Raw genomic sequence first — 12933 nt, forward strand, 5'->3', positions numbered from 1 at the left:
CGTGCATTTTTTTGTCTTCAATTGTTTGAAAACCCCAACCAATATTATAGAACCTTATTAATAATATAAACAAAAACGCCTCCCATTGTCATTTATACAATGGGAGGCGTTAGACTATATTATATAGAAGAAAGTCATATTATTGTTCGTCCATTTTCTGCGCATCTTCTTCATCGATTTGCTCTTTTGTAATAGGCTTTTGAATTTTTTCGCCTACTTTTTGTTTCGCTTTTTTCGTATTTTTCTTTTGGATTTCAAAGTACTTATCTACAGCTTGGCGGGCAATAATGTTGTTGATAGCCGTATAGTTTGTACCTGTTGTAACCCATGGTACAACTACTGCGTAAGCAATTTCAGGATTATCGTAAGGAGCAAAGCCAACATGAGTGATACTTAATGTTTCTGTTCCGTAAGCGCTTTTCTTTGGTCCATAATAGACAGTCTCTGCTGTACCTGTTTTACCTGCCGCATCAAACTTTGCATCCCGGAAGGAAGAAGCTCCTGTACCTTGACTACCAAAGTATACACGGTGCATTCCGTTCTTAACATAATCTATTTCTGTTTTAGAATTGTCAATCGTATTTAAAACTGTAGGTTCCAGTTCTTTTACGATTGGCCCTAATGTTTTTCCATCAACAGATGGCTCTCGAATCTCTTTCGCAAAATGTGGTTGAATTCGTTTACCACCATTAGCGATGGTTGAGATATATTGTGCTAATTGTAGAGGTGTAAAAGTATCATACTGACCAATTACTAAGTCAAGTAATTTACCGGAAATCGTTTCATTCCCTTTATAACCTTCAAATTCACCTGGTAAATCTATACCTGTTTTTACTCCTAAACCAAATTGTGCGTATGAATTACGAATTTTTGTAAAGTCCTCTAATGTCACTCGTAAACCTGCTTCTCGCACATAGTTTACTCCTGCAATTTTCATAGCTGTTTTAAACATATAAACGTTGGAAGATCTCTCTAAGGCAGTCAAGCCATCCATAGAAATTCGACCACTCTGATTGAAAATGGACTTTTTAGGAGCAGTATGCAGAATCTTGATTGGTTCATCAATAAATATTTCATTTGTTGTAATGGCATTTAACGAATAACCAGTTAAAAGTGTTGCTGGTTTAATAACAGATCCTGCTTCATAAGCAGATGTAAATGAACCAATTGCATAGTCATTAACAGTCATTTTCCCATTATCATCTGTCTCGAGTTTCTTACCAACCATCGATAAGATTTCACCCGTGTTTGGATTCATCATTACTAGGAAAGCACGATCAAGTAATGAAGAGCCACCTTCTGACTTGGCTTTTAATAATTGTTCTTCAACAATTTTATCAAGGCTTTCTTGTAATTCACTATCAATCGTAAGCACTAATTCTTGCCCTGGTGATCCTTCTGACGAAGTTACTGTATCAACAACTTGTCCTTTACCGTTTGTAGCATTTTTGACAACGGCCTTTTGACCTTGTAATAGTTCTTCATACTGTTGTTCAATATAACTTTTACCAACCCGATCATTACGAGAGTAGTCACGCGCTAAATAATATTCAACCATATCCTTTGGAATGCCTTCCCTAGGTGTTGTAGTTGACCCTAAAATACTTAATGCAGACTTTTTCACACGAGCCCAATCTGTTGTAGTATTCACACCAGGCAGCTCTGATAAATGCTCTGATACAATAGCAAACTCTTTATCTGTCACATTATCACTTTTAATAATTTGTGGAGATAAGTAGTAGCCTGCAGCCATTAATCGATAAATAGCTAACACTTGTAAATCCTTTTTCGTAAATTCTTTTAATTCTTTGTTTGTAATTCGATCACGCACTAATTGATCTAGCGCTTTTTGCTGTTCTTTGGCTTTAAGTTCTGAATTACTCGAAATTTCCCGTTTTTCTTTTTCACTTACTTTGGCGTAAGCCTTTTCTTTATTTAGCGTAATCCAAAAGTCTCTTTTATCTCGGTCCGTAATTGGTTTCGTTTCCATTTTAACTAACTTCGCGAGTTTTTTGGCAACTTCCAACATTTCTTTTGTTGTTGTTGTTTGTAGTTTCGTATAAGTAATCGCGTTCTTTGGTTCATTATCAACTAAAACCCGGCCAAGTCTATCATATATACGGCCACGAGGAACGCTAGAATTCACCGTTACTTCTTCAGTTCGCGCTAATTCTCTAACATAATCTTCGCCTTTAACGATTTGCATATAACCTAGACGCAAAATTAATAGAGAGAACAATAAAAAAATTGAAAAGAAAAGTATATTCATACGAAACGAAAGATTTGCACGCTGTTTTGCTTTGACACTAGCAGCACGTTTCTTTTTAGATGGATTTTTTTGACGCATGCAATGCCCCCCCTTCCGCTTAATTCACAATTAGTAGTATATCATTTTCAGCACAAAAACACACCGTAGCGAGGTCTAATATACTCGAATTGCTTTCTTTTTTGCAATAAATAAATAGAGTGCTATGTATGGCTCAAGAAAGGTCAAACACAATCTTATGTATTCTTATACCATAAAAAAAGCACGCACCTTGTTGACGTCAAAGGTACGTACTTTGTTTCATTTAAAATGGATTATTTTGCAGCTGCGAAACGTTCAGTAATTTTATCCCAGTTTACTACATTCCAGAAAGCACCAATGTAGTCAGGACGACGGTTTTGGTAGTTTAAGTAGTAAGCATGTTCCCAAACATCAAGACCTAATAATGGCTTTTTACCTTCCATGATTGGTGAATCTTGGTTTGGAGTTGAAGAGATTTCTAATTCGCCGTTAGCAACTGATAACCAAGCCCAACCTGAACCGAAGCGAGTTTTTGCAGCATTATCGAATTGTTCTTTGAAAGCATCAAAGCTACCGAATTTAGCATCAATTGCAGCTGCTAATTCGCCAGTTGGAGCTCCACCTGCATTTGCAGCTAAAGATTCCCAGAATAATGAGTGGTTAGCGTGACCGCCACCGTGGTTGCGTGCAGCTGTACGTACTTCTTCAGGAACAGCATCTAAGTTAGCAATAACTTCTTCAACTGATTTTCCTGCGAATTCTGATTTGCCTTCTAGAGCAGCGTTTAAGCCTAGTACATAAGTATTGTGATGTTTAGTATGGTGAATTTCCATTGTTGTTGCGTCGATATGTGGTTCTAGTGCATCATATGCATAAGGTAATTTTGGTAATTCATAAGCCATGATTAAATTTCCTCCTCAGGATCAATAAGTATTAACTACACTCTTAGATTATCAAAATTAGTGCTTTCGTTCAAACATTATTCACTAAAACATTCGATTTCAGCCTTTTGACCGAAAGATTGCCAACTTGCAAAACAATTTATATCACAATAACAAATAGTACGATCATTATGATTTGAATAATCCCTTTTGTAACGATAGACGTTAAGAAACCAACAAGTGAACCAATACCAGTAAGAACCGCTTGTTTTATACTGCTTCTCGTAACGATTAACTCCGCAATAACCGCTCCAAGGAATGGTCCTATTAGTATACCCGCAAATGGAATAACGAATGGTCCAATTAATAAACCAATCGTACTCCCCCACATACCTGCATCTGAACCTCCGAACTTTTTCACCCCAAAAGCATTTGCTAATGTGTCTGCTCCGAATAACAAAGCGACAAATAGAATTTGGATAAGCCAGAACCACCACGGTAAATCTCCGAAGCTATAAAAAGCTCCGTATAAAATAAAACCTACTAGTATAAATAAAACGGACGGAATTATCGGATAAACCAATCCGACAAACGCAATAATAAAACTCGCAATAATTAAAATCCACGCGATTATCCCCATTGAATCACCCCTTAATGTTTTTCTAAAATAGCATCGGCGATATTGACAGCGTGATCACCTATACGTTCCAAATTACTAACGATATCTGTAAAGACGATACCTGCATGCGCCGAACATTCACCAAGATTTAACCGATGAATATGTTTTTTTCTAAAAGTACGCTCCATTTGATCAATGAGCTCCTCTTTTTTCGTCACGTCCATTGCCAATCCATGATCAGATGTATCAAGTGCTAAAATAGCCTTTTGAACAGTTTCAATCGTTAATGTAAACATTTCCGATAAATCAGTAATCGATAGTTCACTTAGCTGCACACCATTCATCGCTTTGTAATCTATTAACTCAACGATATTTTCAAAATGATCTCCAATGCGCTCAATATCGCGGACGTTTTCAAGTAAAACATGATGCCTAGCTGAATCAGTATCTGACAATGGTTGGACAGAAACCTTCACTAAGTAATCCGTGATTTTCTTATCTAAACTATTGATCGCCTCTTCATACTGCAAAGTGGTTGTGGCGTATTTTTTATCACCTGTTTTCAAGTATTCAAATGTCTCCTCTAACCCTCTAACACTATATTCACCCATACGTAATATTTCTTCCTTCGCTTGTCCAATAGCGATAGCCGGTGATGTTTCGATAAAATGTGGATCTAAGTTTCTTGGTTTGTATTCAATACCAGAATCCTCACCAGGAATAACCTTCGTCACGATATATACCCATACACCAATTAACGGTAATTGAATCATCGTGTTTACTACATTAAACGTACCATGTGCAAAAGCAATTTGCATTTTCGACTCTAACCCAAAAACACCCGCAAGCCATTCAATATATAGTGTGAACTGAGGTAAAATGAGCAGAAAAATAAACGTTCCAACAACATTGAATAACACATGTGTTGCCGCTGCACGACGAGCTGCTACTGAAGCACCAATGGACGCTAACACAGCTGTAATTGTCGTACCGATATTATCACCGAACAAAATCGGTAACGCCCCTTGAAGTGGCATTAAGCCTTCTCCATATAATCCTTGTAAAATACCAACAGTGGCACTTGAACTCTGAACGACTAATGTCACAATCGTTCCGAAAATGACACCGAGTATAGAGTGTTCGCTAATATGTAACGCCATATTCATAAATGAAGATAGCTCCTGCAGTGGCTTCATACCACTACTCATTAGTTCCAACCCTACAAATAATCCACCGAGCCCAAAAATGATTTGTCCAATATTTTGAACCGTATTTTTCTTAAAGAAAAATAGCAACACTGCACCGATTGCTAAAAGTGGATACGCAAATTGACCGATATCAAAGCCAATAATAAATGCTGTAATCGTCGTCCCAACATTAGCACCCATAATAACGCCAATCGCTTGACGAAGTGTCATGAAACCTGCGCTTACAAGCCCTACTGTAATAACCGTCGTACCGGAGCTCGATTGCATGAGCACCGTTACTAAAATACCGACTAATACGCCCATAACTGGATTAGTCGTATAACGATCTAACATATCACGGAGACGGTTTCCTGCTGACTTTTGTAGACCGTCCCCCATATATTTAATAGAAAACAAAAATAGCCCTAAACCTCCTAAGAACTGGAATAGCATATCTTGCCAATTTAGACTCACCTGCTGTCAACTCCCTGCAATTCTATTCAGTCTGCTTCATTATGAAGAAAACGTAAACAATATGTAAAGTAGTATCGTAAAAATTTACAATCGCTTAATATTCTCATACCTATTATAAGAGATTTGTTCACAATGAAGACAATTACTAAGTGCAATCGACTCATGGTAAAATAACAAGGAAGGAGAATGACTAAACATGAAAATTAAACATTATCAATTATTAGTAGACAGTATACTTCATCCAAAAAAACTCGCTGCTTATCGATTGCTTCCAATAGGCAAAGTGATTCAATACGTCTTTTTACTAATCACCTTCATCACCGTGATCTCGTTTAGCAAATTCCTTACTGGTATGGGCTCTGGTGGAGAATCGATGCAGCTAGAAGGACTATCGGAATACTTAGATGATATTAAATGGCTACTTTATCCCTTTGCCTTCGTTTTTTTATTTATCATTACATCATTTTTAACATTTCTACGAATAAGTATATATGGCTTTGTAGGCGTCATTTTACTGAAAATGATGGGTCACCGCGGTGAATACCGCCATATTTGGCGTACTACTGCCCTAGCTATAACACTCGCTACTATCTTATCAAATTCGCTATCTTTCACCTCACTCAATGGCTCGATTGTGACAGTGATTTCTATAGCCATTACGATTGCTTATATCGCTGTTGCTGTAACGAAATATCCGAAAATAAAAAAATAGTAGAAATGCTACGAATGAATCTCTCTCTTGTTCATATATTGAACGAAGGGGGAGATTTTTTTGCGTATATTCTTTTCTGCAGTCGTCATTCTTATTATTGCTTATATGTTAAAAGTCGATCTACTAGAGGGTACAATCCCGCTAGCAGCTTTTTATAAAGAACCTATTGAGGAGACCTGTGTTGAAGTACCAGATATTCAAACTATCGTCGTACGCACAATTCCAGGAGATACCCTCCAGTCACTGTTCGCAGTCTACCCTTCTGAAGAGAAGATGACCTTTGCGGAACGCTTGGAGCTTTTTTATGAATTGAATCCACATTTATTGAAGCAATCCTTTAAACCAGGTGAAACAATTCAACTGCCATTCCGTACAAAAAACGCTCATTCATGTACAGAATAATCAATTAATGTTTCTTCCTTGTCATTTACTTTCGAACACTGCTAAAATAGTGTACAGTGAAGGCTTTATTTTTGAGCCTATGAAGGAGAGAGTTTTCATGAATGAAATCGTTCACCGTACTAACACGCGTAAAGTTCGCGTAGGTGACTTAACTATTGGCGGAAGCAATGAAGTAATCATACAAAGTATGACGACAACTAAAACACATGACGTAGAAGCAACTGTAGCTGAGATTCTTCGTTTAGAAGAAGCTGGCTGTCAAATCGTTCGTGTCGCTTGTCCAGATGAAAGAGCGGCTGATGCGTTAGCTGAAATTAAAAAACGTATTCATATCCCTCTAGTAGCGGATATTCACTTTGACTACAAATTAGCTTTAAAAGCAATCGATGCAGGTGTTGACAAAATTCGTATTAATCCTGGTAACATCGGTCGTAAAGAAAAAGTAGAAGCTGTTGTAAATGCAGCAAAAGCAAAAGGTGTACCAATTCGTATTGGTGTAAACGCTGGTTCATTAGAACGTAAAATCCTTGAAAAATATGGCTACCCTACTGCAGATGGTATGGTTGAGAGTGCCTTACACCATATTAAAATCTTAGAAGACTTGGATTTCCATGATATTATCGTGTCTATGAAAGCTTCTGATGTAAACTTAGCAATTGAAGCGTACGATAAAGCCTCTCGTGCATTTGACTACCCGCTTCATCTAGGTATTACAGAATCAGGTACATTATTCTCAGGTACGATTAAATCTGCAGCTGGCCTTGGTGCCATTTTAAGTAAAGGTATTGGGAATACGATGCGTATATCATTAAGTGCCGATCCTGTTGAAGAAATAAAAGTAGCTCGTGAGCTATTAAAAACATTCGGCTTAGCTTCCGATATTCCGACACTTATTTCATGCCCGACTTGTGGCCGTATTGAAATTGACTTAATTTCAATTGCGAATGAAGTAGAAGAATATTTACAAACGATTAAAGCACCACTTAAAGTTTCTGTACTAGGATGCGCTGTAAATGGCCCTGGTGAAGCACGTGAAGCCGATATCGGTATCGCTGGTGCTCGTGGAGAAGGTTTACTATTTATGAAAGGTAAAACCGTTCGTAAAGTACCTGAAGCAACGATGGTTGAAGAGCTGAAAATCGAAATTGATAAACTAGCTGAAGAATATTATAAAAAACGAGACGCTGAAAAAGCTGAAAACGCACAAGCATAGCAAAGCATATAGGGGGCAATGAAATGAAAAAAAACTACCGTTTTGGCATCGATATTGACGGTACCGTAACAACTCCAGAATCGCTTCTGCCTCATATTAACAAAGCGTTTAACGTCAATTTAGCACTAACAGATATTACACAATATGACCTAACTGCTGCGTTCCCTGTCGAGAAGGAAGATTTTTTCAAATGGTTTAGAGAAAATGAGCCTGAAATTTATATGTCTTCACCGATCCAACAAGACGCACAAGCCATTTTAACTGCATGGCAAAAAGATGTAGAGCTTTATTACATTACGGCTCGTGAGGACAATTCTACAAATGTCACATATGAATGGTTTAAACAATTTAATGTACCATATGACAAAATTGACATTGTAGGGCCAGTCAATAAAGCGATTAAAGCTCGTGAATACGATGTCCATGCCTTTTTCGAAGACAAGCATGCAAATGCCGTGCAACTTTATGAAGAATTAGACATCCCTGTGCTATTATTTGATGCACCTTATAATCGCGAACCTATTCCAAATGGCGTGATTCGTGTAAACAACTGGCAAGAAGCCAATCACTGGATCAAAAAGGAATTCGGAATTTAAAAGAACAAAAGCGTAGAGCACCCGTTTACACACGACAAGCACTGGAGGGCCCGACGTGAAGTCGCTCTTTGACTTCGCATGAGGGTTCGAAGTGACCTCGAAGGTGTGGTGCTCGGAGCTGGATGCAGCCGACACCTTGTAATAATGTTATCCACAATTCAACTTGTTATAATTTACTAAACAATACAAAAGCTATTACGCAAAATTTGCGTAATAGCTTTTTTGTTTCATACTATTAAAATTGAATATCTAATAGCCCTTTCACTTCCTCATAGAGAGCTGTGTCTTTCTGTGCTGACATAAAGGTCATTTCTTTTTTCACTGGATCTTGAAAGAACACCGTACCATCTTTTAAGAAATACAATTTGTACGTTTTTCCGTTCACATCTTCGGATTTCGATAGGGCAATAATATAATTCCCCTGATTATGCAGTTCTTTCACATTTGCAGTATCTTCTTCTAACTTCGGTTTAATCACTTCCATTAGATTTACTTTTTCAATAAATGTTTGGATTATTTTCTGATCTGAAATCGTCTTTCTAGTGTCATTTGTACCGACACCCTCCTCATTAACGCCTTGAGCATATAATGACTTATATTCTTCGGTATCTGGTATTTTTATTTCTTTCGTTTTAACAGTTTTATCATCTTTTCCACAAGCACTGACAACCACTAGCGTCAACACTATGAATAATAGCATTTTCCATGCTTTCAAGTAGTTTCTCCCCTTTGAGTTGCCAAAAAGCAACAGCTTACTTTTCCCATCATTATACTACGGGAAAAGTAAGGTGTCATAAACTCTCTTAAATTGTAACAGGATTGGCAAACATTATATAATCTGTTTTATCGTCTTTCCATGCGGCACGAGCGTACAATACATTCATTTATATACTTTGCTCTTTGGATTCGATTTTGAAATTTAACTGATGACTTTTTTAGCTGCCGATTAATCTTATCGTTTAGAAGTCACATTCGCTAATGCTAGTTTATTTGTAGATACTTTTTTTGAAACTAACTATTGTTTTTCACCTCTGTTCATATATACATAAATAGAAAGTTTTGGAACCTTCTTCTTTAATAGTCGTTACTATTTGTATATCGAACGGAATAGGGGAAGTACAAATGAAAATTCAAATGGATCGGCAAATTAATACATATCTCATTTTGTTCGCATTAATTAGCTGCTTATTTATACACTCAAGTAGTACTAATTTCGGGCAATACAGTGGTGCCTTTGTAGTAAAGCAAATTATTTTTTATTGTATTGGCTTCGTCCTCATGTACGCTGTTGCGCGATTAGATTTAAAACAATTAAAGAAAATATCATGGCCCTTTTATGCAGTAATCGTACTCTTATTAATCGTCCTTATTTTTGCGCCTGAAAGTATTGCAAGACCCATCAATCATGCAAAATCTTGGTATCAAATAAAATTAATCGGAACCTTTCAGCCTTCAGAGTTTTTGAAGTTCGCGTATTTACTTGTCGTTGCTAAGCTCATTGAAAGTCATAATACTAAAGGGCAAGTTCAAACATACATAACAGATTTATGGCTCTTAACGAAAATTGCTATTGTCGTCATTCCACCGATGCTCATCGTGTACAAGCAGCCTGATACAGGTATGTTGATGCTTTACACGGCCATGCTTATACCGATGATTTATTTTTCTGGTGTAAAAAAGCAGCTACTAGCAATTATTACGCTTATTCCAACAGTTATACTAAGTACAATTGTCATTATTTATTTTCGGTTCAATAGCTTTTTCACCGAGAAGATTTTAGGAGGTTTGTCCCCGCACCAAGTATCTCGTATCAACGGCTGGCTTCACCCTTTTGAATTTAGTGATTCAGCCTTCCAGACAAAGCAAGGACTTTTAGCTATTGGCACTGGCTTACTTGGCGGTAAAGGCTATTTACGAAATAATGTATATGTACCTGAAAAACATACGGATTTCATATTTTCTACAATTGCTGAGGAAACAGGGTTTATCGGTGGTGCTGTCGTCATTGTGTTATTTTTCTTATTATTACATCGTATGGTTTTCCATGCACTACATGCTAAAAAGCAATTTACTTTCCTAATAGCGGCAGGCATTATTGGATTATTAGCGTTCCAAATTTTCCAAAACATTGGTATGACGATTGGTTTGTTACCTGTTACCGGAGTGACCTTGCCATTCCTTAGTTATGGTGGTAGTTCTCTATTATCAAATTTGATGCTTATTGGCCTGATCCATGCTATTAAACTTTCGTATAGTAGCTATATGTTCCAAAACACAGATGAAAAGGAAGTACGTTTCGGTGATGAATTTACTCGAGAAAAGAATGCTCATTCTATTTAGTATTTTAACCTTCTTCTTTCTAACACTTTTAGGACGCTTAGCATATATAATAATTTTCTAGTAGAAAAAGAAGTGCAACTTTACCAAGATTTTGTTTGTAAATACGCCCTCCGTGTGGCTCGTGAATTATTTACAATACTACCGACTGAGCGCATACAAATAGATATTTGTGGTGAATTATTGGCTGATGATATTCCGCAATAAGTATGTATTCTTTCTACCAATATTCAAAAGGCCAAGTTGCAAGGTCTTAACTTTAACTATATCGATTGCTCCGACACGATTGAGACATTCGAACATAATATGAATGATTTAATGACAAAAGGCTTCCGTTTAGTTCTTAAATTATCGTGAACTAAATGCAAGTTTTATACTTTAATAATATCATGATGACTTACTACCGAATATATGTATAATTGGAAGTAAGTCATATATCAATGAAGGAGATGATACAGTGGTCAATTTAAATAAGATTGAGCTAAAGAAAAAAGGACAATCTATAAATCTTTCAAAAGATAATCAGCAACAAATTGGGGAAATACTAGTAAACCTAAACTGGAACCAAAAAGCAGGTAAGAGTGGCGGTGGATTGCTTTCTTCCATCTTCGGATCACAACCTAAAGGTATAGATCTAGACCTCGGCTGCTTATTCGAGATGAAAAATGGCGATCGTAGTTGTGTACAAGCGTTAGGAAATGCGTTTGGTTCCTTTACTCGTTCCCCTTTCATAGAGCTAGATGGAGATGACCGTACAGGTAGCGCTACTGGCGGAGAAAACCTACGCATTAATGGCGCAAAAGTAAAAGATATTAAGCGTATACTTATTTATAGCTTCATCTATGAAGGGGTAGCGAATTGGGCTGAGGCTGATGGCGTTGTAACGCTTAAATACAATGCCGGGCCCGATATTGAAGTACGCCTAGATGAACACCGTAACGGCAAGAATATGTGTGCTATCGCAATGATTGAAAACGTCAATAATGATACATTTAAAGTAGAGCGCTTAGTGGAATATTTCAGTGGTCATAAAGACATGGACAGAGCTTATAACTGGGGTATGAACTGGGTTTCTGGAAGTAAATAAAAAAAATCTCAGCCTGTAATAATCGGCTGAGATTTTTTTTATTAGTTACCAGATAGTACGCGTTTTGCATCCTCACGAATGGCTTCCAAGCGTTTTTTATCTTCTACTCGCTGGATTGCCTGCTCTTCTTTTACATGTTTGTACTCATCAATACCTGTCACAATTGTGTCCCACATATTTTCAATTGTCTCCATCTTGATGCTTGAGCTACCAGCACTTTTAGCAATTTCCACACTTTGTTGCATAATATCGCTTGTAACATCTTGTAGCATTTTGTTAGCACGGTCTTCAAAGGCATTTAAAGAATCTGCATGTAGCTTTTGACGACGTGCATTTACAGCATTAATAATCCCCATTTTAAAGACGGGTATTGTAGTAACAAATGCGCTATTAATCTTAGCGACTAGATCGTTATTTCCACGTTGCATCGTTTTAATTTGTGGTGCTGCAATAACTGCTACCATACGAGCTTTTTCTAGGTCATCTACTTTGCGTTCTAATAGTTCTTGCACTGTACGAAGGTTTTCTAGCTCGATGCGTGCCATCTGATTACCGCCACTAACACGTGCCTCACATTCAGGGACTAATGTTAGTTTCACCTCTTCTAGCTTCATCTCTGCTGCTACAATATACTTCTCAAGCTCAAAATAATATTCAATGTCCTCTTGATAAAGCCCTTCTAAATCGCGGTTATTGCTTTTTAATTCATCTTCAATCACCATAAATTGAGCATGGATTTTCTCGATTTCTTTTCCAAGCGTATTATATTTGTTAAAAAGTGCTTCCACTTTTTGCTTCGCACGCTTGAAGATTTTATCGAACATTCCTGGTTCTTTCATAAGTTCGTTTTTATCGAATTTATTCATTAATTTTTCTAATTGTGTTAATAACTCACTTGATTGATCTAGTTTAGAAACCGTCATCGTATCTAAAATACGATCAGAGAAGCGAGATAATTTAATTGCAGGCTCCTTACCAAGGGATAACAAGTCTACTTGGTTTCTAATATCAATTGTCTTCGCAATTTTTTGAACATCTGGCTCTTGACGTAACTGTAGCTTCATTTCATTTGCGGTTTGTTCGTTTAATCCATCTTTTCCTATTGCAACAAGATCTGACATCGTAAGAACTCCTTAGT

The 12933-nt window shown here is 37.1% G+C and carries 12 protein-coding genes and 1 pseudogene; 7 read left to right on the forward strand and 6 right to left on the reverse strand.

Translation table 11 applies throughout. The features are described 5' to 3' along the window. Positions 1 to 139: 139 nt before the first annotated feature. The 4 genes from JFL43_RS00005 to JFL43_RS00020 form a co-directional block, all read right to left on the reverse strand. Positions 140 to 2347 (reverse strand): peptidoglycan D,D-transpeptidase FtsI family protein, encoded by a 2208-nt coding sequence (locus JFL43_RS00005; protein WP_200747446.1) that lies wholly within the window; start codon positions 2345 to 2347, stop codon positions 140 to 142. Positions 2348 to 2580: 233 nt separating this feature from the next. After that, positions 2581 to 3189, reverse strand: a complete 609-nt coding sequence (locus tag JFL43_RS00010) for a superoxide dismutase (RefSeq protein WP_234447515.1) — start codon at positions 3187 to 3189, stop codon at positions 2581 to 2583. A gap of 139 nt (positions 3190 to 3328) precedes the next feature. Beyond that, on the reverse strand, positions 3329 to 3808 hold the full coding sequence (locus JFL43_RS00015; RefSeq protein WP_100794244.1) for a DUF456 domain-containing protein: 480 nt from the start codon (positions 3806 to 3808) through the stop codon (positions 3329 to 3331). Positions 3809 to 3819: 11 nt separating this feature from the next. Continuing rightward, a complete protein-coding gene (locus JFL43_RS00020; RefSeq protein ID WP_325166609.1) occupies positions 3820 to 5448 on the reverse strand; it encodes a Na/Pi cotransporter family protein in 1629 nt (542 codons plus the stop codon). 196 nt (positions 5449 to 5644) lie between these two features. Between JFL43_RS00020 and JFL43_RS00025 the strand changes: the two genes are divergently transcribed. The 4 genes from JFL43_RS00025 (at position 5645) to JFL43_RS00040 (ending at position 8371) form a co-directional block, all read left to right on the forward strand. Next, entirely contained in the window at positions 5645 to 6160 is a 516-nt protein-coding gene (locus JFL43_RS00025) for a DUF1189 family protein (protein WP_234447516.1), read from the forward strand. A gap of 60 nt (positions 6161 to 6220) precedes the next feature. Next, positions 6221 to 6562 carry a hypothetical protein gene (locus tag JFL43_RS00030; RefSeq protein WP_234447517.1) on the forward strand — a complete coding sequence of 114 codons (342 nt, stop codon included), beginning with the start codon at positions 6221 to 6223 and terminating at the stop codon, positions 6560 to 6562. 97 nt (positions 6563 to 6659) lie between these two features. Continuing rightward, positions 6660 to 7775, forward strand: a complete 1116-nt coding sequence (gene ispG, locus JFL43_RS00035; RefSeq protein ID WP_234447518.1) for a flavodoxin-dependent (E)-4-hydroxy-3-methylbut-2-enyl-diphosphate synthase — start codon at positions 6660 to 6662, stop codon at positions 7773 to 7775. Between the two features lie 23 nt (positions 7776 to 7798). Next, on the forward strand, positions 7799 to 8371 hold the full coding sequence (locus JFL43_RS00040) for a 5' nucleotidase, NT5C type (protein ID WP_200747447.1): 573 nt from the start codon (positions 7799 to 7801) through the stop codon (positions 8369 to 8371). 235 nt (positions 8372 to 8606) lie between these two features. Here JFL43_RS00040 and JFL43_RS00045 read toward each other — a convergent pair whose 3' ends face one another. After that, positions 8607 to 9086: a hypothetical protein gene (locus JFL43_RS00045; RefSeq protein ID WP_100794248.1), complete on the reverse strand. Its 480-nt coding sequence runs from the start codon at positions 9084 to 9086 to the stop codon at positions 8607 to 8609. Positions 9087 to 9493: 407 nt separating this feature from the next. Between JFL43_RS00045 and JFL43_RS00050 the strand changes: the two genes are divergently transcribed. The 3 genes and pseudogenes from JFL43_RS00050 to JFL43_RS00055 form a co-directional block, all read left to right on the forward strand. Next, positions 9494 to 10711, forward strand: a complete 1218-nt coding sequence (locus tag JFL43_RS00050; protein ID WP_200747448.1) for an FtsW/RodA/SpoVE family cell cycle protein — start codon at positions 9494 to 9496, stop codon at positions 10709 to 10711. A 72-nt stretch (positions 10712 to 10783) separates the two neighbouring features. Continuing rightward, positions 10784 to 10915, forward strand: a complete 132-nt coding sequence (locus tag JFL43_RS22925) for a hypothetical protein (protein ID WP_267907738.1) — start codon at positions 10784 to 10786, stop codon at positions 10913 to 10915. A 253-nt stretch (positions 10916 to 11168) separates the two neighbouring features. Then, positions 11169 to 11795 (forward strand): annotated as a pseudogene (locus JFL43_RS00055) (TerD family protein); the annotation flags it as partial. Between the two features lie 41 nt (positions 11796 to 11836). Here JFL43_RS00055 and JFL43_RS00060 read toward each other — a convergent pair. Next, a complete protein-coding gene (locus JFL43_RS00060; RefSeq protein ID WP_200747450.1) occupies positions 11837 to 12916 on the reverse strand; it encodes a toxic anion resistance protein in 1080 nt (359 codons plus the stop codon). Positions 12917 to 12933: the final 17 nt, after the last annotated feature.

The organism is Viridibacillus soli, assembly GCF_016612995.1.
Taxonomy (GTDB): Bacteria; Bacillota; Bacilli; order Bacillales_A; family Planococcaceae; genus Viridibacillus; species Viridibacillus soli.

Excerpts from the sequence above, each read along its gene's own strand:
- JFL43_RS00010 (WP_234447515.1), bottom strand. The coding sequence starts at position 3,189 with ATGGCTTATGAATTACCAAAATTACCTTATGCATATGATGCACTAGAA.
- JFL43_RS00015 (WP_100794244.1), bottom strand. The coding sequence starts at position 3,808 with ATGGGGATAATCGCGTGGATTTTAATTATTGCGAGTTTTATTATTGCG.
- JFL43_RS00060 (WP_200747450.1), bottom strand. The coding sequence starts at position 12,916 with ATGTCAGATCTTGTTGCAATAGGAAAAGATGGATTAAACGAACAAACC.
- ispG (WP_234447518.1), top strand. The coding sequence starts at position 6,660 with ATGAATGAAATCGTTCACCGTACTAACACGCGTAAAGTTCGCGTAGGT.
- JFL43_RS00040 (WP_200747447.1), top strand. The coding sequence starts at position 7,799 with ATGAAAAAAAACTACCGTTTTGGCATCGATATTGACGGTACCGTAACA.
- JFL43_RS00005 (WP_200747446.1), bottom strand. The coding sequence starts at position 2,347 with ATGCGTCAAAAAAATCCATCTAAAAAGAAACGTGCTGCTAGTGTCAAA.
- JFL43_RS00025 (WP_234447516.1), top strand. The coding sequence starts at position 5,645 with ATGAAAATTAAACATTATCAATTATTAGTAGACAGTATACTTCATCCA.
- JFL43_RS00050 (WP_200747448.1), top strand. The coding sequence starts at position 9,494 with ATGAAAATTCAAATGGATCGGCAAATTAATACATATCTCATTTTGTTC.